This window comes from Salegentibacter salarius (genome assembly GCF_900168265.1).
In the GTDB taxonomy this organism is placed as follows: Bacteria; Bacteroidota; Bacteroidia; order Flavobacteriales; family Flavobacteriaceae; genus Salegentibacter; species Salegentibacter salarius.
In genome coordinates, this window is the sequence record NZ_FVZF01000016.1 from 1 (window position 1) to 26,761 (window position 26,761).

Sequence of the window (26,761 nt, forward strand, 5' to 3'; positions counted from 1 at the left end):
CTCAATTTTACGAGAGGAATACATATTGCGAAGGTACGCATAGATGGTCACCTTGAGCAACATCCGGGGATGGTAACTGGAGGTACCTCCTCCTTTATAACTTCGCTCCAGGTCAGCGATGTCGATTTGATCAATAATCGTATTGACGATCCTAACGGGATGATGGGCAGGGACCAGATCATCATAACTGGGAGGTAAAAGACTTAACTGCGACTGGTCATAGGTCTTAAATACTGCTTTGGCTTTCATTACATGAAAATACTAAAAACCAGAAAATAATACAACAAAAAAGGCTGCCTTTTCAGACAGCCTCTTTTTATTTAGTATATATAATTAGAAAGCCTTTATTCGTCAAGCTGAACTAATTTCAGCTTCTAACATGTTTTGATAATGAACAACTTAGATTCTGAAACTAGTTCAGAATGACGTCTATTAAAGGTCTTATTCTGGACGTTTGTCTCTAATTTGTGGAATGCGTTCGTCCAGTAACTTAAGTCCTAGACCATCGGTTCCCATAAGGTCAAACAACTCAAGCGCACGGCGCATGGTTTGTTCTTCTTCCATTTGTTCCTGGATAAACCAGTGCAGAAAATACTCTGTAGTATAATCGTTTACCTTTCGGCATTTTCCTACCAGGTTATGTATTGATTTGGTGATAGCAATTTCCTGGTCTAAAGCAGTTTCAAATATTTCTTCCAAAGATTTAAAATCGTGGTTTACACCACCCACTTCAGGAGAAAAAGCAGTACCGCCGTTATCAGTAATGTATCTAAAGATCTTCATCATATGCTCTCTTTCTTCGGCAGCCTGTTCGTAGAAAAAATCTGCGCTATAAGAAAGGGCATTATGGTCACACCAGGATGCCATTGCTAAATAAGCTGATGAGGAGTGGGCTTCTTTTTCAATTTGCTTATTTAAAAGATCCATGACATCTACATGGATACTTAATTTTTGTCTTACTAAATCTTTCATGGGTCATTTTTTATAAAATTAGCCAAATAGCAAGTAAGAACCTAATTGTGAATTGAATTTAGAAGTAATCTAAAGTGAAGAAATTATACTGAAGTTGCTAACAGCGAATTGAGTTCGAGCATAGCAAAAGTTCCTGTGACGAATTCTTTAAGATCTATGCATTCTAAAGTATTGAACACAAAAAAATGCTGACGGTTACAAAGCATAAGCATTTCCATCCCGTGATTGTTTTGCCCGTTAAAATGTGCTTCCAGATCAATTTCTTTAACCTGTTGCCTAAAAGCCAGCAACTGGCAAAAACCAAGCTTAATGGTTTTATGCGGAAATTCAATGAAAAAGCATCTTTGCTTATCGCACTGATAAGAAATAAAGAATTGGGACTGGTGTAATACTTTCATCTTGTGGCAAAATTAATCCTTATTTAGAATAAATCCAAAGAATTAAATTTTGATTTGCCTTTTTATTTGTTGATTTAACGAAATAAAAGTTTCTGTTCGCGAAACACCTTCTATAGCCTGGATATTTTTGTTCAAAACATTCATTAAATGCTCGTTGTCTTTACATAAGATCTTTATAAAAATAGACCAGTTTCCAGTGGTGTAATGGCATTCTATAACTTCTGGGATTTGGCTAAGTTGCTTTACCGCTTGCGGGTTACTTACCGCTTTATCTAAATAAACCCCCACAAAGGCCATGGTTTTATAGCCAAGCAAGCGGGGGTTAATCATAAGTTTTGAGCCTTCAATTAAACCGGCCTTTTCCAATTTTCGTAAACGTTGATGAACTGCCGCCCCGGTAATCCCAATATTCCGGGCAATTTCAAGGATAGATTTCTTAGCATCTTCCATTAAGAAATTTAAAATGGTCTTATCTATACCATCTATAACTACATTTTCGTTTACAACTTTCATTGGGGGTGGTTTGTTTAATTAAAAAGCTAAAGTAGGGAATTGAATTCAAAAATTTAATTTCCTACTTCGCCAAACGGATTGTATCCTAAATATTCTGTTTCGTTTTCTTTAAAAATAATATCGTGTTCTTCTAATTCTTTCAGGATTGGTCCGTAAACTTCTTTCTTTATAGGAAGCTGAACGCCCGGTGTGGTTATTTCACCTTTTAAAATCTTTAAAGTGGCTATCGCTACAGGAAGTCCTACGGTTTTGGCCATAGCAGTTTCTTTTTGATCTTTCCCAATATGTACCATGGTGGCGTCTATCTGTTTTTTCTTGCCATTTAATTCGTAGCCGAATTTATGGTACATCACGATCATATCTTTATCGTCTGCAGCAAGGCTCCATTTATCCATTAATATTTTTTGAAGAGCCTGGGCAGGGGTAGCTTCTTTAATGCCAATCTTTTTATTTTGATTGAAGATATCCAGTTCTAAAAGCTTTTCCCACATAAGATCGTCCTGATCTATTTTTAGGTTATGCCGAAGTTTGAGCTCTACCGTATCGGTAGGAGAGTAGGGAAGAAACGAATTTACAAAATCGCGATAGCTCATATCTTCTGAATCTTTAATAGTAAAGCTATCATCTGTCATTCCCAACTGAACAAACATATTCCACGCGCGGCTGAAACCAACTCTTCTAATTGTACCACGATAAAGTGTAAGTACATCTTCCAGACCGTAAATACTCATATAATCCAATGAGTTTCTATTGGCGTAACCTTCAAATTTTCCATAACCTTCTACTTGTAAAAGCTCTGTTCTTCTAAAGAGTCTGTGATATGGAATGTATTTGTATTTTCCTTCCTGGATAAATTTGGCAACACCACCCTGGCCTGCAACGACCACATTTCTTGGGTTCCAGGTGAATTTGTAGTTCCAGAGGTTGGTATCACTTTCTGGGGCAACGAGCCCGCCGGTAAAAGATTCAAATAAGAGCATTTTCCCGCCTTTATCGCGAATTCTGTCTATTACTTGCATGGCGCTCATATGGTCAATGCCGGGATCTACCCCAATTTCATTCATAAAAATGAGTTCGTTTTTCTTTACTTCTTCATCTAAAGCTTTCATTTCTTTGCTGATGTAAGAAGCGGTTACCATATTTTTCTTGAATTTCACGCAGGCCTGGGCAACTTCAATATGAAACCTCGCCGGAAGCATGGAAATTACGATATCGGCATTTTTTACCGCGTTTTCCCTGCTTTCCGTAGTAAAAACATCCAGGTGAAATGCTTCGCAGCGGTCTTTATTTCCGCAGGCTTTTTTAGCATTTTCGAGATCAATATCTCCAATTTTTAAAAATAGATCTTCTGTCTCGGCTTTAGACAAAAGGTGGTCAATTAAGACGGAAGTAGATTTTCCCGCCCCGATTATTAAGATTTCTTTCATAAAATAAATTAGTTTTGTGTAGTGGTTAACGAATGTATTAAATCTTTAACTCATAAAAAATAACCTAAATGAATAGGAAGTTTTTAATAACCGGAGCGATTTTCGGACTTTTAGCAGTAATAATTGGTGCTTTTGGTGCACATGGCTTAAAACCATTATTAGATGAAGCGGCTCAAAATTCTTTTGAAACGGGGGCGAAATATCAAATGTATCACGCTTTATTGTTTCTTTTTGTAGGAAGTTTTAGGCTTGAGCCATTTCGCTTTCAAAAACCTGTTTTTTTCTTACTACTATTTGGAGTGATTTGCTTTTCTGGCTCAATATATCTGCTCGCTACTAATAATTTAACACCTATAGATTTTAGCGGAATTGCATTGGTTACCCCGCTGGGAGGTACGTTATTAATAGCGGGCTGGACTTTTTTACTGGTAGAATTCATAAAAATAAAGCGGAAATAATTTAAGAAAGTTTAGCAGTTTATCTGTATAAGATTTATAATTTTGTACCCATAAACAAACCACACACTTTAATTTTATGGACGTACATGCCCAAACTACGAAAACGATTTCGCTAGAAAATTACGGAATCAAAAACGCAAGGGTACATTACCAGTTATCTCCTGAAGAACTTCATTATGATACCATAGAGCATGGCCTTGGAACTGAGACGAAATCTGGCGCTTTAGCAATTAATACCGGCGAGTTTACCGGGAGATCTCCAAAAGATCGCTTTATAGTAAAAGATGAGGTAACCCGCGAGAAAGTTTGGTGGGGAGATATCAATATCCCTTTTGATTCAGATAAATTTGATAAGCTGTATACTAAGGTTGCAACATATCTATCTGGAAAAGAAATCTATGCACGAGATGCTTATGCTTGTGCTGAAGATAAATACCGCTTAAATATTAGGGTGGTAAACGAATATCCCTGGTCTAACATGTTTGCTTATAATATGTTTTTGAGACCCGAAGAAAAAGAGTTGAAGAACTTTAAGGAAGATTGGTTAATCCTGAATGCACCGGGTTTTAAAGCAGATCCTGAAGTAGACGGTACAAGACAGGAGAATTTTGCAATTCTTAATTTCAGCAAAAAAATTGCTCTAATTGGTGGAACCGGATATACTGGCGAGATCAAAAAAGGGATTTTTTCAGCTTTAAATTTTATACTTCCGGTAGATAGGGATACGCTGCCAATGCATTGCTCAGCGAATATTGGGGAAGATGGTGATACCGCGATATTTTTCGGGCTTTCCGGAACTGGTAAAACCACGCTCTCTGCAGATCCAAATAGAAAGCTTATTGGAGACGATGAGCACGGCTGGACTAAAGAAAATAAAATTTTTAATTTTGAAGGCGGTTGCTACGCCAAAGTGATAAACCTTACCGAAGAAAACGAACCCGATATTTACAGGGCTATTAAACCAGGCGCCATTTTAGAAAATGTTGTTTTGGATAGTGAAGGCAATGTAGATTTTGCTAATACCAGTATTACTCAAAATACCAGGGTGAGTTACCCAATAGATCATATAGATAATATAAAAGTGCCTTCGGTAGGTGAAAACCCAAAGAATATATTTTTCCTAACGGCTGATGCTTTTGGAGTTTTGCCTCCAATAAGCAAGCTTACACCAGGCCAGGCTGCGTATCATTTTATAAGTGGGTATACAGCTAAAGTTGCGGGTACAGAAGCTGGAATTGACGAGCCGGTACCAAGTTTTTCAGCTTGTTTCGGTGCTCCTTTTATGCCTTTGCATCCTACTAAATATGCCGAGATGTTAAGCGGAAAAATGAAAGAAGCCGGCGTAAACGTATGGTTAGTTAATACCGGTTGGACCGGCGGAGCTTATGGTACCGGGAACCGAATGAAACTTAAGTACACTCGTGCTATGATTAGTGCTGCTCTTAATGGAGAATTGAAAGACGTTGAATTTACCACTCACGAGGTGTTTGGCTTAAAAATGCCGGTAAATTGTCCGGATGTGCCTGCTGAAGTTTTAAACCCTAAAAAAACCTGGGAAGATAAAGCGGCTTACGATAAAAAAGCAGGAGAACTCTCCAGCTCCTTTAAAAAGAACTTTAAAAAGTTTGAAGAATATGCCAATGATGAAATTATGGCCGGCGGGCCAACTTCCTCATAGCATTGTTTTTAATTAGTTAATTGAATCAAAAAAATCCGGTGCAAATTGCACCGGATTTTTTATTTAAAAAATATAAATGGAAGGTAATCTTAATTCACAAAGTGAAGTTTAAAATGCTTCAATAGATTATTTTTTATTTTTTTCAGCAATATACTTTTGCAATGCCATCGTCATAGATGGAGTATCTGGTGTTGGCGCCTTTATGTTAACGGTTAGTCCGTGTTCTTTGGCTGCCTTTATAGTAGTGTTTCCAAACACAGCTATTTTAGTTTCTTTCTGCTCAAAATCTGGAAAATTCTCAAATAAAGATTTAATTCCGCTTGGGCTAAAGAAAACCAGGATATCATAAGTTACATCACGCAAGTGAGATAAATCGCTCACCACAGTTTTATAAAATGTAGCCTGCTTCCATTCAACACCTAGTTTGTTTAGGGTCTTAGGAACGTCTGGCTTCAGCATATCTGAAGACGGTAACAAAAACTTTTCGTTCTTATATTTCTTGATAAGCGGAGAAAGATCGGCAAAAGTTCTTTTCCCTACATAAATTTTCCGCTTGCGGTAAACTACATATTTTTGTAAATAATAAGCTACAGCTTCGCTCAAACAAAAATATTTAAGGGTGTCTGGCACCTTAAACCTCAATTCCTCGGCAATTCTAAAGAAATGATCTACAGCATTACGGCTGGTAAGAATAATAGCTGAATACTTAGTAAGATCTACTTTTTGCTGGCGTACTTCTTTAGAAGAAACACCTTCTACGTGGATAAAAGGGATGAAATCAATTTTTACTTTTTGTTTTTCCTCAAGCTCAAAATAAGGAGAGTTCTCTACTTTAGGCTCGGGCTGGGAAACCAAAATTGTTTTCACTTTCATATATCAATACTTTTATTTGATCCTTTTTTTAAATTGTAATTAGCTTGTACAAAATAATATAAGGGGCAATTTCGAGAGCGCAAAGGTACAAAATAAAATAAAACCAATTACCTGTAATAAGACTTTGATTTTTTCTGTAAATCAATAACAGGCTAAATATATTGGTTAGGACTAAAATACCCAATAGGCTATATAGGGTAAAGGCGGTAGGAGTAAAGGTATAGATGAATATTAAACTGGGAATTAACAAAATAAGTCCTATAAAATTGCGGTAACTTATTTTTTGGTATAGGTAAGAATCTATCTGTGCATCTAAATCAAAAACGTTCCCAACTATTTTTTCCAGGCCAAATTTAAGCAAGACAAAACTGGCATAAGCAGTTGCAATTCTTATAAATAGAAACACCGGTTCTAAGGAAGATTCTTCCCAGAAGAAATTAAAAACCAGGAAGAAAAGCAGGGAGAAAGAGATAAGATGAACAAAGAAAAGCAAAATGTTAAAAGGATGAAAAGCTTTGTTCTTCTTTCCTCTAAACATCATAAATTTGTTTGAAGTAAGCAGTGAAAGAAAATCTTCAAAACGCTGTGGATATGCGGTTTTCACAATGGCTAGTAACAGGAATGCACCCATTAAAGTCAGGGTGATCCAATCTAGTGAGCTAATATGTCTTTCTACAGCTTCCAGGGTAAGAATTTTTATGCAAATGTATAATTATTTTGAGGTTAAAACTTGAAGATTAAGCCGGGAAACGAAGATTTAAAATGCCTACATTTGTGCAAAAATTGGTAAGATGGTAAAGGGGATAGTCATTGTACCCACCTTTAATGAAATTGAAAACATTGAGCGACTAGTAAGAAATGTGTTTTCTCAACAAAAAGAATTTCATATTTTGGTGGTAGATGATAATTCTCCAGATGGTACCGCAACCCGTGTAAGAACATTACAAGCTGAATTTCACGATAATCTTTTTCTGGAAGAAAGAATTGGAAAGCTTGGTTTAGGAACAGCTTATATTCACGGTTTTAAATGGGCGCTGCAAAGGGATTACGAGTATGTTTTTGAGATGGATGCCGATTTTTCTCATAATCCCAACGATCTTGTGAGATTGTTTAATACCTGCAAAAGGAACGATGCCGATGTGGCTATAGGTTCTCGCTATGTTACGGGTGTAAATGTGATTAACTGGCCTATGAGCAGGGTTTTATTATCCTGGCTGGCATCTAAATACGTAAGATTTATTACCGGAATGGATATTCACGATACCACGGCCGGTTTTGTTTGTTATAAAAGAAAAGTGCTGGAGACAATAGACCTGGATAGTATTCAGTTTGTAGGTTATGCTTTCCAGATAGAAATGAAGTTTAAGGCATATTTGCTGAAATATAGATTAGAAGAAGTTCCCGTGATATTTACAGATAGAACCCGGGGAACTTCAAAAATGAGTAGCTCCATAATTTCTGAAGCTATTTTTGGGGTAATAATAATGAAGATTAAAAGTCTTTTTAAGCAGATTAAATTGAAATGAAGAAGGTCTTAATCAAGAACGCGAAGATTGTAAATGAGGGTAAAATTACTGAAGCTGATGTTTTTATTGAAGGCGGCATAATTGTAGAAATTGCCGAAAGCATTAGTGCTAAATCCCCAGATGTGCAAATCTTTGATGCCGAAGGCACACACTTGCTACCCGGCGTGATAGACGATCAGGTGCATTTTAGGGAACCAGGGCTTACCCATAAAGAAAATATAGAAATGGGTTCTCGCGCGGCAGTTGCCGGAGGGATCACTTCTTTTATAGAAATGCCTAATACCATTCCACAAACTACTACCATAGAAAAACTGGAAGAAAAATTTAAGCTGGCTGAAGCGAAATCTTACGCCAACTACTCTTTTATGTTTGGTGGTACTAATGATAACCTGGAAGAAATTCTAAAGGTAGACCCAAAAACTACGGCAGCTTTAAAACTATTTTTAGGTTCTTCTACCGGAAATATGCTGGTGGATGACGAAAAGGTTTTGGAACAGATCTTCTCTAAATCACCCCTGCTTATCGCGGTACATTGTGAAGATGAAGAAACGATACAAAAAAATCTTGAGGAATACACAGAGCGTTATGGCGATGATATTCCAATTGAAGAGCATCCAAATATAAGAAGCGAAGAAGCCTGCTATAAATCTTCTTCCCGTGCAGTGGCTTTAGCTAAAAAGACCGGCGCAAGATTGCATGTTTTTCACGTTTCTACAGAAAAGGAGCTGAGTTTATTCAGCAACAAGAAAAAGCTTAAAGATAAAAAGATCACTGCAGAGGTTTGTATTCACCACCTTTGGTTCAATGATTCTGATTATAAGAAAAAAGGCACTTTCATTAAATGGAATCCTGCGGTGAAAACCCAGAAAGATCAGGAAGCTTTAATGAAAGCTTTAAATAATGATTTGCTTGATGTGGTCGCTACAGATCACGCGCCGCATACTAAAGAAGAAAAGAAGAATGTATATACCAAAGCTCCAAGTGGAGGGCCATTAGTACAGCATTCCCTTGCCGCGATGTTACAATTCTATCACCAGGAAAAAATCTCTTTAGAGAAGATTGTAGAAAAAATGTGTCATAATCCTGCTATTTTATTCCAGATAAAAGATCGCGGATTTATTAGAGAAGGTTATAAAGCCGATTTGGTGCTGGTAGATCTAAACGCGCCCTGGTCGGTGCAACCAGATAATATTCAGTATAAATGTGGATGGTCTCCTTTTGAAGGCGTTACCTTCAAATCTCGAGTAACGCACACGTTTGTAAATGGAAATTTAGTATACAGGAACTTCAAGCATCAGCCGTTTGCAAAGGTGGCAGAGCGTTTGCAGTTTGATAGATAATATGTTTAAAAAATTCATTTTACTTTTTAGTATCAGTGTGACTTTTGTCGCGTGTCAGGATATTGAAAAATCTGAAAAGCCGGAAAATCTTATTCCTGAAGAGAAAATGGTAGATGTGATTACTGAAATTTCCCTGCTCCAATCAGCTAGAAATTTTAATAAGCGCATTTTTGAAAATACCGGTATTGAAGGTCAGGAATATGTTTTTGAGAAATATAATATAGACAGTCTTCAGTTTAAACGCAGCAACGATTATTACGCTGATAATTATGAAATTTATCAGCGTATTTATGACAGTGTGAAACATGGCTTTGAAAGAATGAAAGTTAAGCTGGATACCCTTCAAAAACAGGAGCAGCGCCTGAAGGACTCTATTGCTGAAGCTAAACGGGATTCTTTAGGTAAAGTGAAAGATTCTTTAAACCCTGAAGAGGAGCGGGAAATCGAAGAAATTTCAGATTCTATTATAAATGAAAAAGATTCGCTGGATAGGTTGGTGAATGATAGCCTTCCTGAACCAATGTCCAGGAATTAGGACCTGTCTTTTTTATAGAATTTAGCCGTTTCAGCAATTACTTTTTGCATTGGCGTAAACTCAAAACCTATACTTTTCTTGATTTTTTGATTATTATAGACCGCATGTTGGAATAAGGTATTTACCGTATTTCTTGTGATGTTTCTTTTTGCGCCAAAAAATCCACCAATTTTCTGAAAGAACCAGCCAAACCAAAGCATCCATTTTTTTAGGGATTTTTTGGGTTTTGGTTTACCCAATTCGGTTGCTGTTAATTCAAAAACAGTTTTAAAACTAAGATTTTCTGAAACTAAAATATAATCTTCATTTTCAATTTCAGTCTGCATAAGTTTTTGCATCACGTCTACTACATCTTTCACCCCCACAAACCCAGCAATTTTGGGGAAGTGATAATTCATTCCCTTATCAATTTTTGAGAAGATTTTGCCGGTACCTTCCTGCCAAAATCCGGGACCAATAATTACTCCCGGTTTTACAATTATGGTTGGAACTCCTTCCTGCGTACCTCGCCAGGTTTCAATTTCGGCACCATATTTAGAAATGGCATAGTCGCTGTGGTCGTCTTCAGGGTTCCACGTGCTACGTTCGTTAATTTCTTTGTTGTTTAAGCTTTTCCCAAGGGCGGCTACGCTACTTACATAACACAATTTCTCAACTTTAAAAGCAATACACAGGTTTACAATGTTTGCAGTACCTTCAATATTTATTTTTCTAAGTTTTTTATCATCTGTGGGATCAAAAGAAACTAGGGCTGCACAATGATAAACATATTGTATGTTTTTAAATGCTTTGTTGAGTTGAGGTATGTTGGTGATATCGGCTTCAAACCATTCAATTTGTTGGAATAAGCTTTTGGCTTCTTCAGTAGAAGTATAATAATTGAAAACGTGCTCAACCGCCGCGAGGTCGCTATTTTTTCGATGAAGGGCTCTAACTTTTTTGCCGGCTTTTAATAAATTCAGCAATAAATGTGAACCTACAAGTCCGGTGCCGCCTGTAACTAAAATCATGTGGTAAATATACCAAAACCACTTAGGAAAAATAAGAGTTTATGGTATCTTTACTCGATAGTTGAGATTTGATTCTCCGAAATTTTCCAAGAAATCAAAATATTATTTCGTAATAAGGCTTCGGGTACTTGCCCCGAGGTGATTTACTCGATAATCGAGATTTAATGCTCTGAGGCTTGCCTCGAAATCAAAATATTATTTCTATAAATGCCCCGTGAGCTTGCTCCGAGGTATTTTACTATTATTTTTGCTTAAAATTACTTGAATTATGAATAAGAACTTTGTAGAAGAATTAACCTGGAGAGGCATGTTGCACGATGTGATGCCGGGCACCGAGGAACATTTAAAAGAAGGAATGCGCGGCGCTTATGTAGGAATAGACCCAACGGCTGATTCCCTGCATATTGGTCACTTAGTGAGTGTGATGATGCTTAGACATTTTCAGCTTTGCGGGCATAAGCCTTTTGCTTTAATTGGCGGCGCTACGGGAATGATTGGTGATCCTTCAGGGAAATCTGCAGAACGAAATTTGCTTGACGAAAAAACTTTACGTCATAACCAGCAGTCTATAAAAAATCAACTTTCTAAATTTTTGGAATTCGGGAAGGAAGAAAAAAATGCTGCGGTAATGGTGAATAATTACGACTGGATGAAAAATTTCAGTTTCCTGGAATTTATTCGCGACGTAGGGAAGCATATTACCGTAAATTATATGATGGCCAAAGATTCGGTTAAGAAGCGTTTGTCTTCTGATGCTGCCGAGGGAATGTCTTTTACCGAATTCACCTACCAGTTAGTGCAAGGTTACGATTTTCTGCATTTGTTCAGGGAAAATGATTGTACCCTGCAAATGGGGGGAAGTGACCAGTGGGGGAATATCACCACCGGAACCGAAATGATTAGACGTGTGGCCAATGGAAAAGGTTATGCCTTAACCTGCCCGTTAATTACAAAAGCTGACGGTACTAAATTTGGGAAAACCGAAGGTGGAAATGTTTGGTTAGATCCTAAGCGCACCTCACCTTACAAATTCTACCAATACTGGTTAAACACCAGTGACGTTGATGCTGAGAAATATATTAAGATCTTTACCTTATTAAGTAAGGCCGAAATAGAAAAAATAGTTGAGGAGCATAAGGAAGCACCTCATTTACGTGCGCTTCAGAAAACTTTGGCTGAAGAAATTACCGTGATGGTACATTCACAAGAAGATTATGAAAACGCAGTAAAAGCTTCTGAAGTACTCTTTGGGAAAAGTACCGCTGATGATTTAAAATCTTTAGATGAAGCTACATTTTTAGATGTTTTTGAAGGCGTACCGCAAGCTGAAATTGCCAAAGCTGAAATAGAAAACGGTTTGGATATGATCGGAGCATTATCGGCTAAAACTAATTTCTTACAATCTAATGGCGAAGCCAGAAGAGCGCTTAAGGAAAATTCTGTTTCTGTAAATAAGGAAAAGGTAAAAGAAGATTACACTATTACTCCCAATGATCTTATTAATGATAAATATATAATTATTAATAAAGGAAAGAAGAATACTTATATTATTAGAACAGTGTAAAGGTTGTAGTTGATAAAATACAAAGCCCCGTAAACAGGACGTTTGCGGGGCTTGCAACTAACTAACCAATCTAATATGAAAAAATTTCACTTAGCCGTAAGAATCAATTCAATTTATTTAAATTTCGTCTTACATATACTAAGTCGATAGAACTCCTGATAATTTACAGGCTTTAGTATATTTTAACTATAAGATTCTGATTTTTAGGTTTTTATTAGCTAATGTTTAGTGAGTAATTGTTATAGGATTAAAAGATTGCATCCCCGAATATCGCTATTATCAAATCTTCCAAGAATTTCTGTGAAGTCATCATTTATTTTTCTCGCTAAATCTTGAGTTGCAATAAATGAACAAGAGTTAAAATTAGCCAGGTCTATCACGTTTATACCGCCAGTCTTGCGTTTCGGGAGATAATTCAAGGCTTCTTCAGGATCACGTATAAGGATTTTCATCCACGGCGGAGTTTCAAAAACTCCGTTGCCTTTAGAATAAGATTGAGAAAGCAACTCTGTCATTCCATATTCACTATGAATTTTGTCTACTCCGAATCCTTTAGTAAGAATTTGATGTAATTCTTCCCTGATCATTTCTTTTCGCCGGCCCTTCATTCCGCCGGTTTCCATAATTGTGGTGTTCTTTAAGTCGAAATTGTAAGTTTCCACTAGATCCAGTAGCGCGAATGAAACACCTAATAGTAAAATTTTCTTTCCGCTTTTGTCTAATTCTTTAAGTTGATGTTGTAAAGCTTCAAGGTCATTAAGGTAAAAGCCGCTTTCGGGGTGTTTGCTGCGCTTTATTAAGCTATCAGCCATATAAATTAGCGAGGAGCCCTGGCGTTCTAAATAAGAAGGTAGCAACGCTAAAATGACTATTTCTTCAGGATTTCCGTAGAAAATTTCGAAAGCCTTTAAAAAGCTTTCTTCATAGACATTTAGATCGGTCACGTAATGTTTGCTGGTAGCAGAACCGGTAGTGCCGCTGCTGGTAAAAATTATTTCAGGAGTGTTTTCGGAAGAAATAACTTTCTTCTTTTTAAAGAATTCTATAGGTAGAAATGGAATCTCTTCAACCCTGGAAACGTTTCTTGGGTTTCGATCTAACAATTGGCAAAATTCGCGGTAAACGGGGTTGTGTTGAAACTGATAAGAAAAAACTTCAAGAGTAATTTCATTAAAATCTTTCTGAGTAGAAATATTAAAAATTCTTTCAGCTAACATTCTTGTGGAAATTTAGAAAAGCGAAGTTAAGAAATCTAAGGCCTTAAGGATGTAAGTTTATCTTACCACCAACTTTCTTGTGGCGGTAGCTTTTTCTTCTTTAATTTTTAGAATATAGATCCCTGCGCTTAGGTTGGAAACATCAAGCTCTCTACCTCTTAATTTAGTGCGCTGAACAGGCTTTCCTAAAACATTATAAATCTGGATATCCTTTTCTTTATTTTGGGTAGTGCTAATATAAACTTTCCCGTTGGTAACCGGGTTTGGATAAATAGATAGGCCCTCTATGGGAATTTCGGTTTTATTCCCCGAGCTAGTAGTCTCCTGGGCATAAACTGCATTTGGCGCAGAGAATGTGAGGAAAACAGCTATTATGAAACTATAGAAGTAGTATTGCTTCATTCTTTTTTCTAGAGGTTTTTACAAACTTACGATAAAAATTCAAAAATCTTGCCAGATTTATTGTGCATTAAGTATTAATATTTTATTAAAAAAAGGCTGCCTGTGAGGGCAGCCTTTTTGAGCTAAATCATTGTTAAATAATACTTCTATAAATTACTGTACCCAGCTAAACATTTCAACATCTACAGTGGCTTCAGTTTCGTAAGAAGCTTCCAGGCTTGCGTTTTCTCCTTCAATTTGGATTGCAGAAAGATCTGTTCTTCCTTCCTCAGCTATATCAATAGCAGTGTCATAACCTGAAAGGGAAAGACCTGTTATTGTTGCTCCAGATTGTGCTTTAAATTGCAACGCAATTCCTCCGGTTTCTGAAACTGCAGTGAAATTCTCTACAGTAGGATTTCCATTTATCCCATCAGCTTCAATTGCGGTAGAAAAGTTTTCTATAGTGTGGTAAACATATGTATTTGTTACTGCGCCATTCCATCCTTCGGTCCAGTCTACAGCGTCGTCTTCATTGTTTTCTAAATAAAGATTGGTAGCTGATACCGATCCTCCATAAAATTCAACACCATCATCTAATCCATTAAGAATAGCGATGTTTTCTATGGTTGTTTCCGATCCAACTGCGTAAAGCGAAAGCCCATTGTATTGAGACTCTGAGTTTATTTGTGCACCGGCATCAGATAGAATAAGATACTCGATAGAACCTGAATTATCTTCAGAATTATCACCTCCGTAAATAATTCCTCCAACTTCAGCAGTTGCATCAATACCGGCTGTAGTTTCAGCATTTCCGGCAATTACAAGTCCGCCCCAGCTTCCGGCAACGCCAGAAGTAGAAGACATTACTACTGGATTGTCTTCTGTTCCCTGGATATCTATCATTGCTCCTTTTTGAACAACAATATAAATGCTGGTACCGTCTTCATTATCATCACTTCTTGCAGTTATTTTAGTTCCCGCAGGAATAGTTAAAGTTGCACCTTCTTCTACAGAAACCACACCGTTAATAATATATTCTGAATTTGCATCTAAAGCAAGGTCTGTATCAATAGTACCCGGAAGTACAGAAACATTTCCACGATTATCAACCCAGTCAAACATAGAAGGATCTACGGTTTGAGCTTCAGAATAATCCATATCCAAGTCAGCAGTAGCACCGTTTAATTGAATTCCAGAAAGATCTGTTCTGGTTTCTTCAGCGATATCTAAAGCGGTATCATAACCTGAAAGTGAAAGTCCATTAATAGTTGCGCCAGATTGCGCTTTAAATTGTAAAGCAACTCCACCGGTAGAAGAAACTGCGGTAAAGTTCTCGATAGTTGGATTTCCATCCACACCATCAGCTTCAATTGCGGTAGAGAAGTTTTCGATACTATGTAGTACGTAAGTATTGGTAACTGTACCGTTCCAACCTTCTGTCCAGTCTACAGCATCATCTTCGTTATTTTCTAAATAAAGGTTGGTAGCAGAAACAGAACCTCCGTAAAATTCAACTCCGTCATCAGAGCCGTTTAAGATCGCAATGTTTTCAATATGTGTTTCAGAACCAATTGCGTAAAGTGAAAGTCCATTGTATTGTGATTCTGAATTAATTTGGGCACCAGCATCAGAAAGCACCAGGTATTCTATAGAACCTGAATTGTCTTCGGGATTACTTCCTCCATAGATAATACCGCCAACTTCGGCAGTAGCATCAACACCAGCGGTTGTTTCAGCATCACCTGCAATCACAAGTCCGCCCCAGCTTCCGCGTTGGCTGTTAGAAGATCTCATAATTACCGGGGCAGAAGATGTTCCCTGGATATCTATCATCCCTCCTTTTTGAACTACAATGTAAACACCTGTAGCATCTTCATCGGTATCTGCAATAATCTCGGTTCCGGCAGGGATTGTTAAGGTAACTCCCGGTTCTACCGAATACACACCGGTAAGATTGTAGGTTTCGCTGGCATCTAAGGTGCGATCTTCCTCAACGCTACCGTTAAGAACGGTTCCTTCCGGGGTTGGGGTTGGATCGTCGTCATCCAGCCTTTCAAATTCATCATCAGAGCTACAGCTCGTGATAGTTACCCCGAGTGCCAGGGCTAAAGTTGGTAAAAATCTGCTTTTAAACATTTTCATAATTTAGGTTTTAATAAAATTGAATGGTTAATATTTATGATTGAATGGTTATTAAAATGAATAGTTTACTCCCAGGCTCAAGACTGCGCCTCTAGTATAAGATCTTACCGTTTGAGTGTTTTCAATACCGGTAGAACTTGGTCTAATATCCTGTACTCTTTCTATTTCAGGATTTAAAAGGTTTTGTCCACGGAACTGGAAATCCCAATGATCGCCTAAACTTTTGCTTACTATAAGATCTAGCGTTACAAAACCTTTTTCTACAATTTCGTCGTTGTAAAAAACATCACCCTGGTTCTGGGCTTCTGGAGCCCCAAGGGCATATATTTTATCTGAAGCGTAATTTCCTACTAAAGAAGCTCTAAACGGGTTTTCAGACTCTGTAGAAACATTTATCGAACCGTTAAAGATCCAATCTGAAGCTCCCTGTAAACCGATCTCGCTTTTATTGTTATATCTAAAAGTTCTGATGAAAGTTTCGCCATCAAATACTTCTCTTAGATCTTGTTTATGCCACATTCTTGAAGCGTTAAATGCTACTTCCAGGTCTAAACCTTCTGGAGTTTCATTATCAATTACATCAAGTCTAGTTTCAAGTTCTAATCCGTAGATATTTGCTTCTTCCCCGGCGTTGAAATAAGAGAAAACACCTGCCGCACCTCTATCCTGAACTTTATTGATAGGATCTTCAATATTCTTATAGAATCCGGTTAGGGAAATTAACTGGCCCGAAGATGGAAAAAGTTCATATTTTAAATCAAAATTCAGGTTGTTCGAAGCATCAAGATCTGGATTACCCCTGGTTACCTGTCCTGTTTGAGAAACATATTCAAAAGGAGCAATTTCTTTAAATTCAGGAAGGGTAATAGTTTTACTTGCCGAGAACCTGATATTTGAATTCTCGTTTGGAGAGAATTTTACGTTTACACTCGGGTAAATATTATTGTATGATTGATTGGAAAACTGTGGTAGGTTCGTAGGGTAGTTGTTTACGTCAAAATCTACATTAAGTTCGTCTTCCTGGAAACGTGCTCCAAGGTTAACATTCCAATTATCTTTCCCATAGTTAAAGTTTACAAAACCACCGTAAGACTGTAATTCTGCATTATAAAAATCCGGTGTAAGCTCGTTAATTTGCAAGTTCCCGCTTCTAAAATTATCTATTGTAAAAACGCTGGATAAATTGTCTAAAGTAGTTGGATTATAAGTGTTTGTTGGGCGCTCCACAACTCCAAAGAATCGGGAAACAAAGTCTCTTTGTTTATTTCGGTAGCTTCCACCAAAGTCTACAAAAATGTTCTTGGTATCGTCTTCATTTTCTTCGGAATTAGCGAAAATGATCTTGTCTTCAACATAAGCATTGATTTCGTTATCCTCAATTTTTTGAGAAGACTTTCTTTGCTGGTAGCCGCCCATTCTTCCTAATTGAATAAAATCTTCGCCATCGTAGTTCACTTCATTTCTTATACGGTTAGGTTCATCGGCATTAACAAGGTTGTAACCCAAGCCCCAATTCAATTCATTTTTATCTGAAATATTGTGTGTACCGTGTAACTGGTTTATCCATAAACGAGTTTGTTTAATATTCTGGTCCCGTACAAACTGGTTAAGGCCTTCGGCAGGTCCTGTTTCTTCAAAAACAACACCTTCACCATTTCTACCGGCTTCATAAACTTCATCAGTAAGTTTATTGATAAAAAGGCTGGTTGCTTTTATTTCGTGATCATCGTTAAACTCGTAGAGTACGTCTAACATCCCGGTAGTATTATCGGTTTGAGTAAAATTCTCTACATCGGTAAAATAATCGTAGCGGTTGTTGTTTCGGTATTCTGTAAATTCACCCTCACGATACTCAAATTTACGAGATTGTGAAGCCGTTAAAAGAACTTTTAGTTTTTCGCCGAATTTTTTTCCGGCTGTTAAAGCATATCTTCTGTTAATAGGGGCATCAGCAGTTTGTGGATCCCAGCTTTGGTTATAAAGAGTATATTCAATAGGAATATTTTGCTGATGAAAACCGAAATAGGCATTGTCTTGATTAGGGCTTACTTTAAAATTTGAAAATTGTCCTATTGCATTGGTGTTTACGCCAACTCTTATTCCCAGATCAAGTTCTTCGCTGCCTACCAACTCTCTGGATTCAATATCGATATTTCCTGAAGCCTGGTCTGCAGAATAAGAAGGTGAATAAGTCTTGCTTATTCCCACACTTTTAATAACTCGAGTTGGGAAAAGACCTAAATCTATATTCTTACGTTCTACATCGTCAGATGGAATTGGTAAACCGTTTAAAGTAGTGTATAGGTAACGATCGCCTAATCCTCTCACAAAAATATCTCCGGAAGCTTCACTGCTGGTAACCCCCGAAATTTTAGTGGTAGCGGTACCGGCATCAGAAACGCCTATTTTAGCTAATTCCTGGGCGCCAATACTTTCCTTTATTTGTATAGCGCTTTTTTGTTCCAGAAGTAAAGCTACTTCAGAATCTTGTCTTGAAACGGTAGAAATTACAACTTCGTCTAAAGCTGCAGCACTGGCTCCAAGACCGGTGTTTACTTCTGTAACTTGTCCCGCAACAACTTCAACATTGGGTATTGTTAAGGTTTCGTAACCTATAAAGCTAAATTCTACAGTATAAGTTCCGGGGTCAACATTTTTTAAGGAATATAACCCGTCAAAATCTGAAGTAGTTCCTTTGTTAGTTTCCTTAATAATTACATTGGCAAAAGGAAGAGGTTCGCCCTCCACTTCATTGTCAGATAATTTCCCGGCAATTGTACCGGTAGTCTCGTCTTGGGCTTGTACTGTTATGCTTAAAATAAGCAGGCTTAAGATAAATAAATAATTCTTCATCACTGTGTTTAGTTCTCTGGTGCAAATTAACGGCGGAAGTGTAAAGCCTCTGTTAAGCTGAAATTATGTGTTTATGATTATAATGTTAGCTTAAGGTTACTAAGGTATCTGAGGTTAAGAAAGTTCAAATTAATGGTTACTTTTACCTAATATTTATCAATTCAACTAAACCAAAATGAAAAAAAAGGACATTAAAATCTTACTGGTAGACGATGAGCCAGATATCCTGGAAATTGTTGGATATAACCTATCAGCTGAAGGATATCAGGTAATTACTGCAGATAATGGTGCAGATGCTGTGAAACTTGCTAAAAAGAAAAAGCCACAGCTTATTATCCTGGATGTGATGATGCCCGAAATGGATGGGATTGAAGCCTGTGCACAAATTAGAAAACTCCCTGAACTGGAGGAAACGATTATCGCTTTCCTTACCGCGCGTGGTGAAGATTACTCTCAAATGGCCGGTTTTGATGCGGGTGCCGATGATTATATTACCAAGCCTATTAAACCAAAAGTTTTGGTTAGTAAAGTAAAAGCTTTACTAAGAAGATTTAAAGATGATACGGCTACTTCTAATGTGGTAACAATTAAAGACCTTATTATTAATCGCGATGAGTATAAGGTGATTAAAAACGGAGAAGAAATAATTTTACCCAGAAAAGAATTTGAATTACTCTCCTTGTTGGCTTCAAAACCAGGAAAAGTTTTTAAAAGAGAAGATATTCTAGATAATGTTTGGGGCGCCGAGGTTGTAGTGGGTGGGCGTACCATAGATGTGCATATTAGAAAACTGCGGGAGAAAATTGGAGACGAATGTTTTAAAACTGTAAAAGGTGTAGGCTACAAGTTTGTTGTTTAATGGCGAAAAAATTTAAACGTTCATATAAGTTTGCAATAAAGACTGCGCTCTATATCACCGTCTTCTTAAGCGTGGTATTGGCCGGTTTTGCTCACTTTACTACCGGGCTTATGCTAAAACCATTTTTTGCGTTTGTCCTTATTACCTATTTTGTTTCTTTCTTTATTATTCAATACAGGGTAGAGCACTTTATTTACAAGCGAATTAAAAAGATCTACGATAATGTTTCGCTTTTAGATTCCACTACCTTAAGTCCCAGCCAGGTTACTACCGATATGGCTACGCTTACCCGCGAAGTTGAAAAATTCACCAAAGATAAAAAGCTGGAGATAGATACCCTTAAAGTTCGTGAAGCCTATAGAAAAGAATTTATGGGGAATGTTTCGCACGAGCTTAAAACTCCACTTTTTACCGTTCAGGGATATATTCTCACGCTGCTTGATGGCGCAATGAAAGACAAAGCGGTGCGAAAAAAGTATTTGCAGCGTGCCAGTAAAGGGGTAGAGCGGCTTATATATATTGTGCGAGATCTGGATATGATCACCAAGCTGGAAACCGGGGACCTTCATCTGGAAAAGGAAGATTTTAATATTGTGGAGCTAATTCAGAGTTCATTTGATCTTTTAGAAATGAAGGCTTCAAAGAAAAATATCACCTTAACTTTCGATATTGATTATGACGAACCTATTTGGGTGTATGGCGACAGGGATAGAATTCAGCAGGTATTAACCAATTTGATTGTTAATTCCATTAAATATGGGAAGGAAGACGGAACTACTGAAATTAGTATAGAAAACCTTATAAAAAATAAGGTGATTGTGCGGGTAACCGATAATGGAGAAGGAATAGAAAAAGAAAATCTGCCGCGTGTTTTTGAACGTTTTTACCGTGTAGATAAAAGTGGCTCCAGGAAAGAAGGAGGTTCCGGTTTAGGGCTTTCTATCGTAAAACATATTATTGAAGCCCACGATGAGAAAATTTACGTGGAAAGTGTTTTTGGAGTAGGTAGTGAATTTTCATTTACCCTTGAAAAGAGCAAAAATATCCCCGAAACTGACACTGAAATCTAGGCTGCTAAAGCCCGGAAAATCTTCCAGATTTTTAAGTTTTGAAATTTCAAAATCTTCTTGTTTGCAAAAAGGAGCTATTCCTAGTTTTTTAAAACGCCTGGCTAAATATTCCTGTTCATACTGGCCGGGAGTTGGTATAAGAAAGGCTTTTTTCTCTAGTTTGGCCAAATCCATAATGCTAGAATAGCCAGAACGGCAAATTATCGCCTCACTGCTTAGAATCACCTCTTGCAAGGCTTTAGAGGTTAGATAATTTTTGATCTTAAGATTTCTGTTTTTAGAAGAAATAGTGTTTTCAGCCATAATTCCTCTTACCAGAATTATTTTTTTATCTGAATTTTGAAAAGAGCTGAGCAATTTTTCTTCCAGCATAGTCCGTTGTGGTTCCGGGCCAGATAAGATCGCTGCGTAATCATACTTTTCTTGCTGAGGTATTTTATTAAACCGGCTAAGCGGCCCAATGTATTTTACGTTCGCGGGTGTTTCTTTTAAATGCCCCATAATCCCGCTTAGGTTATGGTTTCCAGGAGTGTCGGGAATCCAGCATTCATCGAATTTTGATATGTAATTTTGGTGCAGTTTGCTGCTTAAATAGGTGGTGTTTCCGCTTAGTACACTTAACTGGTGGGTTATAAAAACAGAGGGGATATTTTTATGCCGGCATCCAAACCGGTTATCAGAAATTATTCCGTTAAGGTGATGGGTTGTAACCAGGTCTTTAATTTTCTTTCTTTCCAGTCTTATCGCATTTAAAATGCCTGGAGTTTCCGTAAATAATTTCCATTTAAAAGAGCTTGCCGTTTTTCCGTAGGAAATATTATAGGAGGGAAGTTCAAAAGTTTTAATTGATGGAAATTCCTTTTTTAGCAATTCTAGTGCAGCACCATCTGAAGCTATAAAAACCTCAAAATTATGCTGCTGTAATTCTTCAATAATAGGTATAGACCTCGTAGCGTGGCCAAGCCCCCAGTTTAAAACCGTTACTAAAATTCGTTTCTTATGCATATATCAAATATATTATTAAGGGCCTGTGCGCTATTTTCTTTAGTTTTACCAAAATATTAAATTAAGGCGTGGGAAGTAAGAATAAATTAAGACGATTCAGGGAGAACGAAACATTTGAAAATGTGATACAACCCTCCCGGGAAGAGCTGGAGAAAGATCAATTCAGTTTAAAAGGAAATTGGAATAAAGATTTTTTTAAAAATGATAATCCTATAGTGCTGGAGTTAGGCTGTGGAAAAGGCGAATATACCATTGGTCTTTCTAAGCAGGACTCAACAAAGAATTTTATAGGGATAGATATTAAAGGCGCCAGGTTTTGGAGAGGTGCAAAAACTGCCATTGAAGAAGATCTGGAAAACGTAGCTTTTTTGAGAACTCAAATTGAATTAATAGATCGTGTCTTTGCTGAAAATGAAGTAGATGAGATCTGGATCACTTTTCCCGATCCGCAAATTAAATATAAGCGTACCAAGCATCGCTTAACCAATGCCGAATTCCTTCAAAAATATAAGCATATTTTAAAAGCTGAAGGGTTAGTAAACCTTAAAACCGATAGTGAATTTATGCACGGTTATACACTTGGCCTGCTCCACGGCGAAGGTCATGAGATTCTATATGCGCATCATGATATTTATAAAAATGAATATTCGCCAAAAGCAGTAAGGGAAATTCAAACTTTCTATGAAAAACAGTATCTTGACCAGGGAAAACCTATAACTTATATTCAATTTAGAATAAAATAAGTCCTTTTTGGAAGAAACAAAACTTTTTCTAATTACTTATTTCGCAGCCTTGCTTGGGGTAGTGCCACCAGGTTTGGTGAATATGACCGTGGCTAAAACCTGTGTTGAAAAGGGTAAGAAAAACGGACTTTACGTTGCGTTGGGAGCTACTATTGTAGTGATTATTCAGGCCACGGTGGCTGTTTTACTGGCTAAATATATATTCGGAAATGAATTTGTTCAGAATATTTTATTGCGAACTGGTCTGGTAATATTTATTCTCCTGGCGGTTTACTTTTATATTCAGGCAAAAAAGCGCGGCGGAATAGAGCATAAATCCCGAAAAGCAAATTCCAATAGTATTTTTAAAGGAATGCTTGTGGCAGCCCTAAATATTTTTCCCGTTCCTTATTTTGTTGCTATTGCGGGAGCCCTGAATATTGGGGTGGGTACCTCTTACGATTGGTCCCGAATTATCGCATTTATTCTTGCGGCCTCTATGGGAAGTTTCACTACGCTATATGTTTATGTGCTTTCTTTTGTTAGAATTGAAAAACAAGCCGAAGCATTTTCTAAATATTCCAATTACTTTATGACGGCCCTAATGCTTATCCTGGTAATTATAACACTTTTAAGAATCTATTACTCTTAGGTTTGGAAGAAAAGAACTTTTTTGAAAGGGTTTACGAAGTAGCGAGACAAATTCCAAAGGGAAAAGTAACTTCCTATGGTGCCATTGCGAAAAGTGTAGGAGCAGCAAAAAGTGCCAGGATGGTTGGTTATGCAATGAATTCGGCTAAAGATATGGACGATGTGCCGGCGCACCGTGTGGTAAATAGAAACGGACTCCTTACAGGGAAAAGTCATTTTGGAGATCACAGCGCAATGCAGCAAATGTTAGCTGCTGAAGGCATTAAAGTAGAAGGCAATAAAATTCAGGATTTTGAAAAACATTTTTGGGATCCGGTGAAGGAACTGAAATAAAATTTTAGGTATAAATTACTCCATAACTTCGCTTTATTCTTCTATAAATCAATTATGGGTAAATACTTCGTTTTCTTAGCTTTTACACTTATATTTGCGTTTAGAATGAATCTATATAAGCTGCCTGGTTTTTTGCGAAAAACCTCATTAATGCAGCTAAAAATATCCTGATATTCTCAGGAATATAAAATGTTTTAAATGAAGTTAGACAGGAAAGAAATATTAAAATCGCTGGAAACTATTTCTGTAGCCGGAGAAGGCAAAAATATGGTAGAAAGCGGTGCTATTCAAAATGTGATGACCTTTGGTGATGAGGTGGTTGTAGACCTTGTTTTGCAAAACCCCGCTTTGCATATAAAAAAGCGTGCAGAAGTGGATGTTATGAAAGCTATTCACGAACACGTAAATCAAAAGGCCAAGGTTAAAGTTAATATTAAAGTAGAATCGGCAGATAAGAAGCCGGAAATTAAAGGAAAATCTATTCCTGGAATTTCTAATATTATTGCCGTTGCCTCTGGAAAAGGAGGCGTTGGTAAATCTACAGTAACTGCTAATCTTGCGGTAACTTTATCTAAAATGGGCTTTAAAGTCGGGATTTTAGATGCCGATATTTATGGACCTTCTATCCCAATGATGTTTGATGTTGAGGCCGAAAAACCTCTTTCTGTAACTGTAGATGGGAAGTCTAAGATGAAGCCTATTGAAAACTACGGAGTAAAAATACTATCAATCGGGTTTTTTACCAAGCCTAATCAAGCTGTTGTTTGGCGTGGGCCAATGGCCGCCAAGGCATTAAATCAAATGATTTTTGATGCAGCCTGGGGCGAGTTGGATTTTCTTTTAATAGATCTTCCGCCGGGAACTGGTGATATCCATTTATCCATTATGCAATCGCTGCCAATTACCGGTTCGGTAGTAGTTAGTACGCCGCAAAATGTTGCTTTGGCCGATGCTAAAAAGGGAGTGGCAATGTTCCGCCAGGAAAGTATAAACGTGCCTGTTTTGGGAATAGTTGAGAATATGGCGTATTTTACTCCAGAAGAGCTTCCTGAAAATAAATATTATATCTTCGGAAAACAAGGAGCTAAAAACCTTGCTGAAGATATAGATACTCCATTCCTGGGAGAAATTCCATTAGTACAAAGTTTAAGGGAGTCTGGCGATATAGGTCGTCCTGCAGCTTTGCAAACGGCAACACCCTTAGAAACAGCTTTTGAGGATATTACCCGTAATATGGTTCAGGAAACAGTAAATAGAAACAAAAGTCTGCCTCCAACTGAAGCGATAAAGATCACTACAATGGCCGGATGCAGTGCAGTTAAAAAGAAATAAATGACGAGCGAAGAAGTAAAATTAAATGTAGAAAAAGCCCTCGATGAAATTCGTCCTTTTTTGGAAAGTGACGGGGGTAATATTTCTTTGATCTCTATAGAGAACGATCGGCTGGTTAAAGTTCGTCTGGAAGGCGCCTGTGTAGATTGCACAGTGAATCAAATGACGCTTAAATCTGGAGTAGAAATGACGATTAAAAAATATGCACCACAAATAGAAAGCGTGGTAAATATTCAAAAGTAAGCAGCGAGCTTACCACAAATTTGCACATAGCATGATTAAAACCGATATACTTATAATTGGCGCAGGGCCAACAGGCCTTTTTGCGGTTTTTGAAGCCGGATTATTAAAATTAAAATGCCATTTAATAGATGCGCTTCCACAATCGGGAGGGCAGTGTTCAGAGATCTATCCTAAAAAACCAATTTACGATATCCCCGGTTTTCCCGAGGTTTTGGCTGGAGATCTTGTAACTAACTTAATGGAACAGATAAAACCTTTTGAACCTGGATTTACGCTTGGCGAAAGAGCGCAAACCATAGACAAACAAGAGGATGGTAGTTTTATTGTAACCACCAATAAGGGAACAAAACATCACGCGCCGGTGGTAGTAATTGCCGGTGGTCTTGGAAGTTTTGAGCCTAGAAAACCGCCTATTGCAAACATTGCTAAGTTTGAAGATAAAGGTGTAGCTTATATTATTCGCGAGCCCGAGGTTTACCGTGATAAAAAAGTAGTAATTGCCGGTGGAGGTGATTCAGCCTTAGACTGGGCAATTTACCTGGCTGATATTGCTAAGGAAGTTTCCCTGGTTCACCGAAGAAAAGATTTCCGTGGCGCTTTAGATTCCGTAGAAAAGGTAGAAGAACTTTCAAAAATTGGAAAGATAAACCTTATTACCGATGCTGAGGTAACCGATCTTCAGGGAGAAGATGAGCTGGAAAATGTTGTGATTACTCACAAAGCTTCTGCTTCAGAAAAGGAAATAAAGCAAACCGATTATTTTATTCCTTTATTTGGGCTTTCGCCTAAATTGGGTCCTATCGCAGATTGGGGTCTGGAAATAGAGAAAAACGCTATTAAGGTTGATAATGCTTACGATTATCAAACCAATATTCCCGGGGTTTACGCCATTGGGGATGTAAACACCTACCCGGGAAAATTAAAGTTGATTCTTTGCGGTTTTCACGAAGCGGCCATTATGTGCCAAAGTGCTTACCAGCGTATTTTCCCAGATAAGAAATATGTGATGAAGTACACTACCGTTAGTGGAGTGAGCGGATTTGATGGTAGCAAAAAGGAAGCTAAAAAAGAAGTAGTAAAAAGTATAAATTAAAACAGAAAAATTCAGTTGTAGGGTCGTTAATCTGAACTTGTTTCATGTTCTAAGAGCTTAGATTCTGAAACAAGTTCAGAATGACGTACCATCTTGAATATTCTTTTATTAGAAGATATGTCTGATATAAAAATAACCATTATAGACCGGGAAGGGGAAGCCCACGTGGTAGATGCTCCAACAGATATGAATATGAATCTTATGGAAGTGGTTCGCTCTTACGAACTTGCTGCCGAAGGAACCATTGGTATTTGTGGTGGAATGGCGATGTGTGCTTCCTGCCAATGCTATATTTTAAATTTTGAGCATATGTTGCCGGAGCAAAGTATTGAAGAGGAAGACATGCTGGATCAGGCATTTTTTGTGCAAGATAACAGCCGTCTTAGCTGCCAGATTCCAATTACTGAAGAATTAGATGGTTTAGAAGTAAAACTGGCACCTGAAGCTCCTTAATTCTTCTATCGAATGGATAGTGATCGTCATCCTGAATTCATTTCAGGATCTAGGTTGTTAAATCTTTTGAACTTCTAGCTCAGGATAGGGGATTAGCAATATTAAACAAA

Annotated in this window: 28 protein-coding genes; 15 read left to right on the plus strand and 13 right to left on the minus strand. The window is 37.5% G+C overall.

The window, feature by feature from the left end; genetic code table 11:
- From B5440_RS15485 to B5440_RS09810, 5 genes are all read right to left on the minus strand, one after another.
- A partial coding sequence (locus tag B5440_RS15485) for a transposase (protein WP_143533302.1) occupies positions 1 to 249 on the minus strand: 249 nt, incomplete at its 3' end.
- Between the two features lie 192 nt (positions 250 to 441).
- Positions 442 to 972, minus strand: coding sequence for a ferritin (locus tag B5440_RS09795; RefSeq protein ID WP_070053511.1), 531 nt, complete (start codon positions 970 to 972; stop codon positions 442 to 444).
- Between the two features lie 83 nt (positions 973 to 1,055).
- Positions 1,056 to 1,370, minus strand: coding sequence for a hypothetical protein (locus B5440_RS09800; protein ID WP_070053510.1), 315 nt, complete (start codon positions 1,368 to 1,370; stop codon positions 1,056 to 1,058).
- Positions 1,371 to 1,412: 42 nt separating this feature from the next.
- Positions 1,413 to 1,883 (minus strand): Lrp/AsnC ligand binding domain-containing protein, encoded by a 471-nt coding sequence (locus B5440_RS09805; RefSeq protein WP_057482583.1) that lies wholly within the window; start codon positions 1,881 to 1,883, stop codon positions 1,413 to 1,415.
- Positions 1,884 to 1,936: 53 nt separating this feature from the next.
- The gene (locus tag B5440_RS09810; protein WP_070053509.1) at positions 1,937 to 3,310 is read right to left on the minus strand and encodes a saccharopine dehydrogenase family protein; all 1,374 of its coding nucleotides are present in this window, start codon (positions 3,308 to 3,310) and stop codon (positions 1,937 to 1,939) included.
- 68 nt (positions 3,311 to 3,378) lie between these two features.
- On the opposite strand from B5440_RS09810, the gene B5440_RS09815 reads away from it, so the two are divergent.
- On the plus strand, positions 3,379 to 3,768 hold the full coding sequence (locus tag B5440_RS09815; protein WP_070053508.1) for a DUF423 domain-containing protein: 390 nt from the start codon (positions 3,379 to 3,381) through the stop codon (positions 3,766 to 3,768).
- Positions 3,769 to 3,844: 76 nt separating this feature from the next.
- On the plus strand, positions 3,845 to 5,446 hold the full coding sequence (gene pckA, locus B5440_RS09820; RefSeq protein WP_070053507.1) for a phosphoenolpyruvate carboxykinase (ATP): 1,602 nt from the start codon (positions 3,845 to 3,847) through the stop codon (positions 5,444 to 5,446).
- A 126-nt stretch (positions 5,447 to 5,572) separates the two neighbouring features.
- Here pckA and B5440_RS09825 read toward each other — a convergent pair whose 3' ends face one another.
- Together B5440_RS09825 and B5440_RS09830 are read right to left on the minus strand one after the other, a co-directional pair.
- The gene (locus B5440_RS09825; RefSeq protein WP_070053506.1) at positions 5,573 to 6,319 is read right to left on the minus strand and encodes a uroporphyrinogen-III synthase; all 747 of its coding nucleotides are present in this window, start codon (positions 6,317 to 6,319) and stop codon (positions 5,573 to 5,575) included.
- 28 nt (positions 6,320 to 6,347) lie between these two features.
- Positions 6,348 to 7,025 carry a DUF4271 domain-containing protein gene (locus B5440_RS09830; protein WP_317042158.1) on the minus strand — a complete coding sequence of 226 codons (678 nt, stop codon included), beginning with the start codon at positions 7,023 to 7,025 and terminating at the stop codon, positions 6,348 to 6,350.
- A gap of 85 nt (positions 7,026 to 7,110) precedes the next feature.
- On the opposite strand from B5440_RS09830, the gene B5440_RS09835 reads away from it, so the two are divergent.
- Genes B5440_RS09835 through B5440_RS09845 form a run of 3 tightly spaced genes read left to right on the plus strand, consistent with a single transcriptional unit; the run spans position 7,111 to position 9,720 of the window.
- Positions 7,111 to 7,845, plus strand: coding sequence for a polyprenol monophosphomannose synthase (locus B5440_RS09835; RefSeq protein ID WP_070053504.1), 735 nt, complete (start codon positions 7,111 to 7,113; stop codon positions 7,843 to 7,845).
- The gene (locus B5440_RS09840) at positions 7,842 to 9,185 is read left to right on the plus strand and encodes a dihydroorotase (RefSeq protein ID WP_070053503.1); all 1,344 of its coding nucleotides are present in this window, start codon (positions 7,842 to 7,844) and stop codon (positions 9,183 to 9,185) included. The genes B5440_RS09835 and B5440_RS09840 overlap by 4 nt, the downstream gene beginning before the upstream one ends.
- A 1-nt stretch (position 9,186) precedes the next feature.
- Positions 9,187 to 9,720, plus strand: coding sequence for a DUF4296 domain-containing protein (locus tag B5440_RS09845; RefSeq protein ID WP_070053502.1), 534 nt, complete (start codon positions 9,187 to 9,189; stop codon positions 9,718 to 9,720).
- On the opposite strand, the gene B5440_RS09850 is transcribed toward B5440_RS09845, so the two are convergent.
- Positions 9,717 to 10,730: an NAD-dependent epimerase/dehydratase family protein gene (locus tag B5440_RS09850; RefSeq protein WP_070053501.1), complete on the minus strand. Its 1,014-nt coding sequence runs from the start codon at positions 10,728 to 10,730 to the stop codon at positions 9,717 to 9,719. The two genes, B5440_RS09845 and B5440_RS09850, sit on opposite strands and share 4 nt — an antisense overlap.
- A 268-nt stretch (positions 10,731 to 10,998) precedes the next feature.
- Here B5440_RS09850 and tyrS point away from each other — a divergent pair, with 268 nt between their 5' ends.
- Positions 10,999 to 12,294 (plus strand): tyrosine--tRNA ligase, encoded by a 1,296-nt coding sequence (gene tyrS, locus B5440_RS09855; protein ID WP_070053500.1) that lies wholly within the window; start codon positions 10,999 to 11,001, stop codon positions 12,292 to 12,294.
- A gap of 239 nt (positions 12,295 to 12,533) precedes the next feature.
- On the opposite strand, the gene B5440_RS09860 is transcribed toward tyrS, so the two are convergent.
- The 4 genes from B5440_RS09860 to B5440_RS09875 all read right to left on the minus strand — a co-directional run bounded on the left by B5440_RS09860 (position 12,534) and on the right by B5440_RS09875 (position 18,890).
- Positions 12,534 to 13,511, minus strand: a complete 978-nt coding sequence (locus B5440_RS09860; protein WP_070053499.1) for a LuxE/PaaK family acyltransferase — start codon at positions 13,509 to 13,511, stop codon at positions 12,534 to 12,536.
- 57 nt (positions 13,512 to 13,568) lie between these two features.
- Positions 13,569 to 13,913, minus strand: coding sequence for a T9SS type A sorting domain-containing protein (locus B5440_RS09865; protein ID WP_070053498.1), 345 nt, complete (start codon positions 13,911 to 13,913; stop codon positions 13,569 to 13,571).
- 153 nt (positions 13,914 to 14,066) lie between these two features.
- Positions 14,067 to 16,037, minus strand: a complete 1,971-nt coding sequence (locus tag B5440_RS09870) for a hypothetical protein (RefSeq protein WP_070053497.1) — start codon at positions 16,035 to 16,037, stop codon at positions 14,067 to 14,069.
- A gap of 51 nt (positions 16,038 to 16,088) precedes the next feature.
- Complete coding sequence (locus tag B5440_RS09875; protein ID WP_070053496.1) at positions 16,089 to 18,890, minus strand: TonB-dependent receptor; 2,802 nt, start codon at positions 18,888 to 18,890, stop codon at positions 16,089 to 16,091.
- 175 nt (positions 18,891 to 19,065) lie between these two features.
- Between B5440_RS09875 and B5440_RS09880 the strand changes: the two genes are divergently transcribed.
- Positions 19,066 to 19,749, plus strand: coding sequence for a response regulator transcription factor (locus tag B5440_RS09880; RefSeq protein WP_070053495.1), 684 nt, complete (start codon positions 19,066 to 19,068; stop codon positions 19,747 to 19,749).
- 110 nt (positions 19,750 to 19,859) lie between these two features.
- Positions 19,860 to 20,819, plus strand: a complete 960-nt coding sequence (locus B5440_RS09885; RefSeq protein WP_394330409.1) for a sensor histidine kinase — start codon at positions 19,860 to 19,862, stop codon at positions 20,817 to 20,819.
- Here the strand turns inward: B5440_RS09885 and B5440_RS09890 are convergent.
- The gene (locus B5440_RS09890; RefSeq protein WP_070053493.1) at positions 20,766 to 21,824 is read right to left on the minus strand and encodes a glycosyltransferase; all 1,059 of its coding nucleotides are present in this window, start codon (positions 21,822 to 21,824) and stop codon (positions 20,766 to 20,768) included. The genes B5440_RS09885 and B5440_RS09890 overlap by 54 nt on opposite strands.
- Before the next feature lie 68 nt (positions 21,825 to 21,892).
- Here B5440_RS09890 and trmB point away from each other — a divergent pair, with 68 nt between their 5' ends.
- The 7 genes from trmB (at position 21,893) to B5440_RS09925 (ending at position 26,651) form a co-directional block, all read left to right on the plus strand.
- A complete protein-coding gene (gene trmB / locus B5440_RS09895) occupies positions 21,893 to 22,567 on the plus strand; it encodes a tRNA (guanosine(46)-N7)-methyltransferase TrmB (protein ID WP_070053492.1) in 675 nt (224 codons plus the stop codon).
- A gap of 7 nt (positions 22,568 to 22,574) precedes the next feature.
- On the plus strand, positions 22,575 to 23,198 hold the full coding sequence (locus tag B5440_RS09900; protein WP_070053491.1) for a LysE family translocator: 624 nt from the start codon (positions 22,575 to 22,577) through the stop codon (positions 23,196 to 23,198).
- Between the two features lie 2 nt (positions 23,199 to 23,200).
- On the plus strand, positions 23,201 to 23,530 hold the full coding sequence (locus B5440_RS09905) for an MGMT family protein (protein ID WP_070053490.1): 330 nt from the start codon (positions 23,201 to 23,203) through the stop codon (positions 23,528 to 23,530).
- A 198-nt stretch (positions 23,531 to 23,728) separates the two neighbouring features.
- A complete protein-coding gene (locus tag B5440_RS09910; RefSeq protein ID WP_070053489.1) occupies positions 23,729 to 24,862 on the plus strand; it encodes an Mrp/NBP35 family ATP-binding protein in 1,134 nt (377 codons plus the stop codon).
- Entirely contained in the window at positions 24,863 to 25,105 is a 243-nt protein-coding gene (locus B5440_RS09915) for a NifU family protein (RefSeq protein ID WP_070053488.1), read from the plus strand.
- A gap of 31 nt (positions 25,106 to 25,136) precedes the next feature.
- Positions 25,137 to 26,198: an NAD(P)/FAD-dependent oxidoreductase gene (locus B5440_RS09920; protein WP_070053487.1), complete on the plus strand. Its 1,062-nt coding sequence runs from the start codon at positions 25,137 to 25,139 to the stop codon at positions 26,196 to 26,198.
- A 117-nt stretch (positions 26,199 to 26,315) separates the two neighbouring features.
- The gene (locus tag B5440_RS09925) at positions 26,316 to 26,651 is read left to right on the plus strand and encodes a 2Fe-2S iron-sulfur cluster-binding protein (RefSeq protein ID WP_070053486.1); all 336 of its coding nucleotides are present in this window, start codon (positions 26,316 to 26,318) and stop codon (positions 26,649 to 26,651) included.
- Positions 26,652 to 26,761: the final 110 nt, after the last annotated feature.

What these genes read in the sequence shown, in the direction of transcription:
- B5440_RS09810 (WP_070053509.1), bottom strand. Translation starts at nt 3,310, where the DNA reads ATGAAAGAAATCTTAATAATCGGGGCGGGAAAATCTACTTCCGTCTTA.
- B5440_RS09845 (WP_070053502.1), top strand. Translation starts at nt 9,187, where the DNA reads ATGTTTAAAAAATTCATTTTACTTTTTAGTATCAGTGTGACTTTTGTC.
- B5440_RS09835 (WP_070053504.1), top strand. Translation starts at nt 7,111, where the DNA reads ATGGTAAAGGGGATAGTCATTGTACCCACCTTTAATGAAATTGAAAAC.
- B5440_RS09800 (WP_070053510.1), bottom strand. Translation starts at nt 1,370, where the DNA reads ATGAAAGTATTACACCAGTCCCAATTCTTTATTTCTTATCAGTGCGAT.
- pckA (WP_070053507.1), top strand. Translation starts at nt 3,845, where the DNA reads ATGGACGTACATGCCCAAACTACGAAAACGATTTCGCTAGAAAATTAC.
- B5440_RS09910 (WP_070053489.1), top strand. Translation starts at nt 23,729, where the DNA reads ATGAAGTTAGACAGGAAAGAAATATTAAAATCGCTGGAAACTATTTCT.
- B5440_RS09795 (WP_070053511.1), bottom strand. Translation starts at nt 972, where the DNA reads ATGAAAGATTTAGTAAGACAAAAATTAAGTATCCATGTAGATGTCATG.
- B5440_RS09825 (WP_070053506.1), bottom strand. Translation starts at nt 6,319, where the DNA reads ATGAAAGTGAAAACAATTTTGGTTTCCCAGCCCGAGCCTAAAGTAGAG.
- B5440_RS09815 (WP_070053508.1), top strand. Translation starts at nt 3,379, where the DNA reads ATGAATAGGAAGTTTTTAATAACCGGAGCGATTTTCGGACTTTTAGCA.
- B5440_RS09865 (WP_070053498.1), bottom strand. Translation starts at nt 13,913, where the DNA reads ATGAAGCAATACTACTTCTATAGTTTCATAATAGCTGTTTTCCTCACA.
- tyrS (WP_070053500.1), top strand. Translation starts at nt 10,999, where the DNA reads ATGAATAAGAACTTTGTAGAAGAATTAACCTGGAGAGGCATGTTGCAC.
- B5440_RS09805 (WP_057482583.1), bottom strand. Translation starts at nt 1,883, where the DNA reads ATGAAAGTTGTAAACGAAAATGTAGTTATAGATGGTATAGATAAGACC.
- B5440_RS09890 (WP_070053493.1), bottom strand. Translation starts at nt 21,824, where the DNA reads ATGCATAAGAAACGAATTTTAGTAACGGTTTTAAACTGGGGGCTTGGC.
- B5440_RS09880 (WP_070053495.1), top strand. Translation starts at nt 19,066, where the DNA reads ATGAAAAAAAAGGACATTAAAATCTTACTGGTAGACGATGAGCCAGAT.
- B5440_RS09920 (WP_070053487.1), top strand. Translation starts at nt 25,137, where the DNA reads ATGATTAAAACCGATATACTTATAATTGGCGCAGGGCCAACAGGCCTT.
- B5440_RS09885 (WP_394330409.1), top strand. Translation starts at nt 19,860, where the DNA reads ATGCTAAAACCATTTTTTGCGTTTGTCCTTATTACCTATTTTGTTTCT.
- B5440_RS09870 (WP_070053497.1), bottom strand. Translation starts at nt 16,037, where the DNA reads ATGAAAATGTTTAAAAGCAGATTTTTACCAACTTTAGCCCTGGCACTC.
- B5440_RS09860 (WP_070053499.1), bottom strand. Translation starts at nt 13,511, where the DNA reads ATGTTAGCTGAAAGAATTTTTAATATTTCTACTCAGAAAGATTTTAAT.
- B5440_RS09840 (WP_070053503.1), top strand. Translation starts at nt 7,842, where the DNA reads ATGAAGAAGGTCTTAATCAAGAACGCGAAGATTGTAAATGAGGGTAAA.
- B5440_RS09875 (WP_070053496.1), bottom strand. Translation starts at nt 18,890, where the DNA reads ATGAAGAATTATTTATTTATCTTAAGCCTGCTTATTTTAAGCATAACA.
- B5440_RS09925 (WP_070053486.1), top strand. Translation starts at nt 26,316, where the DNA reads ATGTCTGATATAAAAATAACCATTATAGACCGGGAAGGGGAAGCCCAC.
- B5440_RS09850 (WP_070053501.1), bottom strand. Translation starts at nt 10,730, where the DNA reads ATGATTTTAGTTACAGGCGGCACCGGACTTGTAGGTTCACATTTATTG.
- B5440_RS09915 (WP_070053488.1), top strand. Translation starts at nt 24,863, where the DNA reads ATGACGAGCGAAGAAGTAAAATTAAATGTAGAAAAAGCCCTCGATGAA.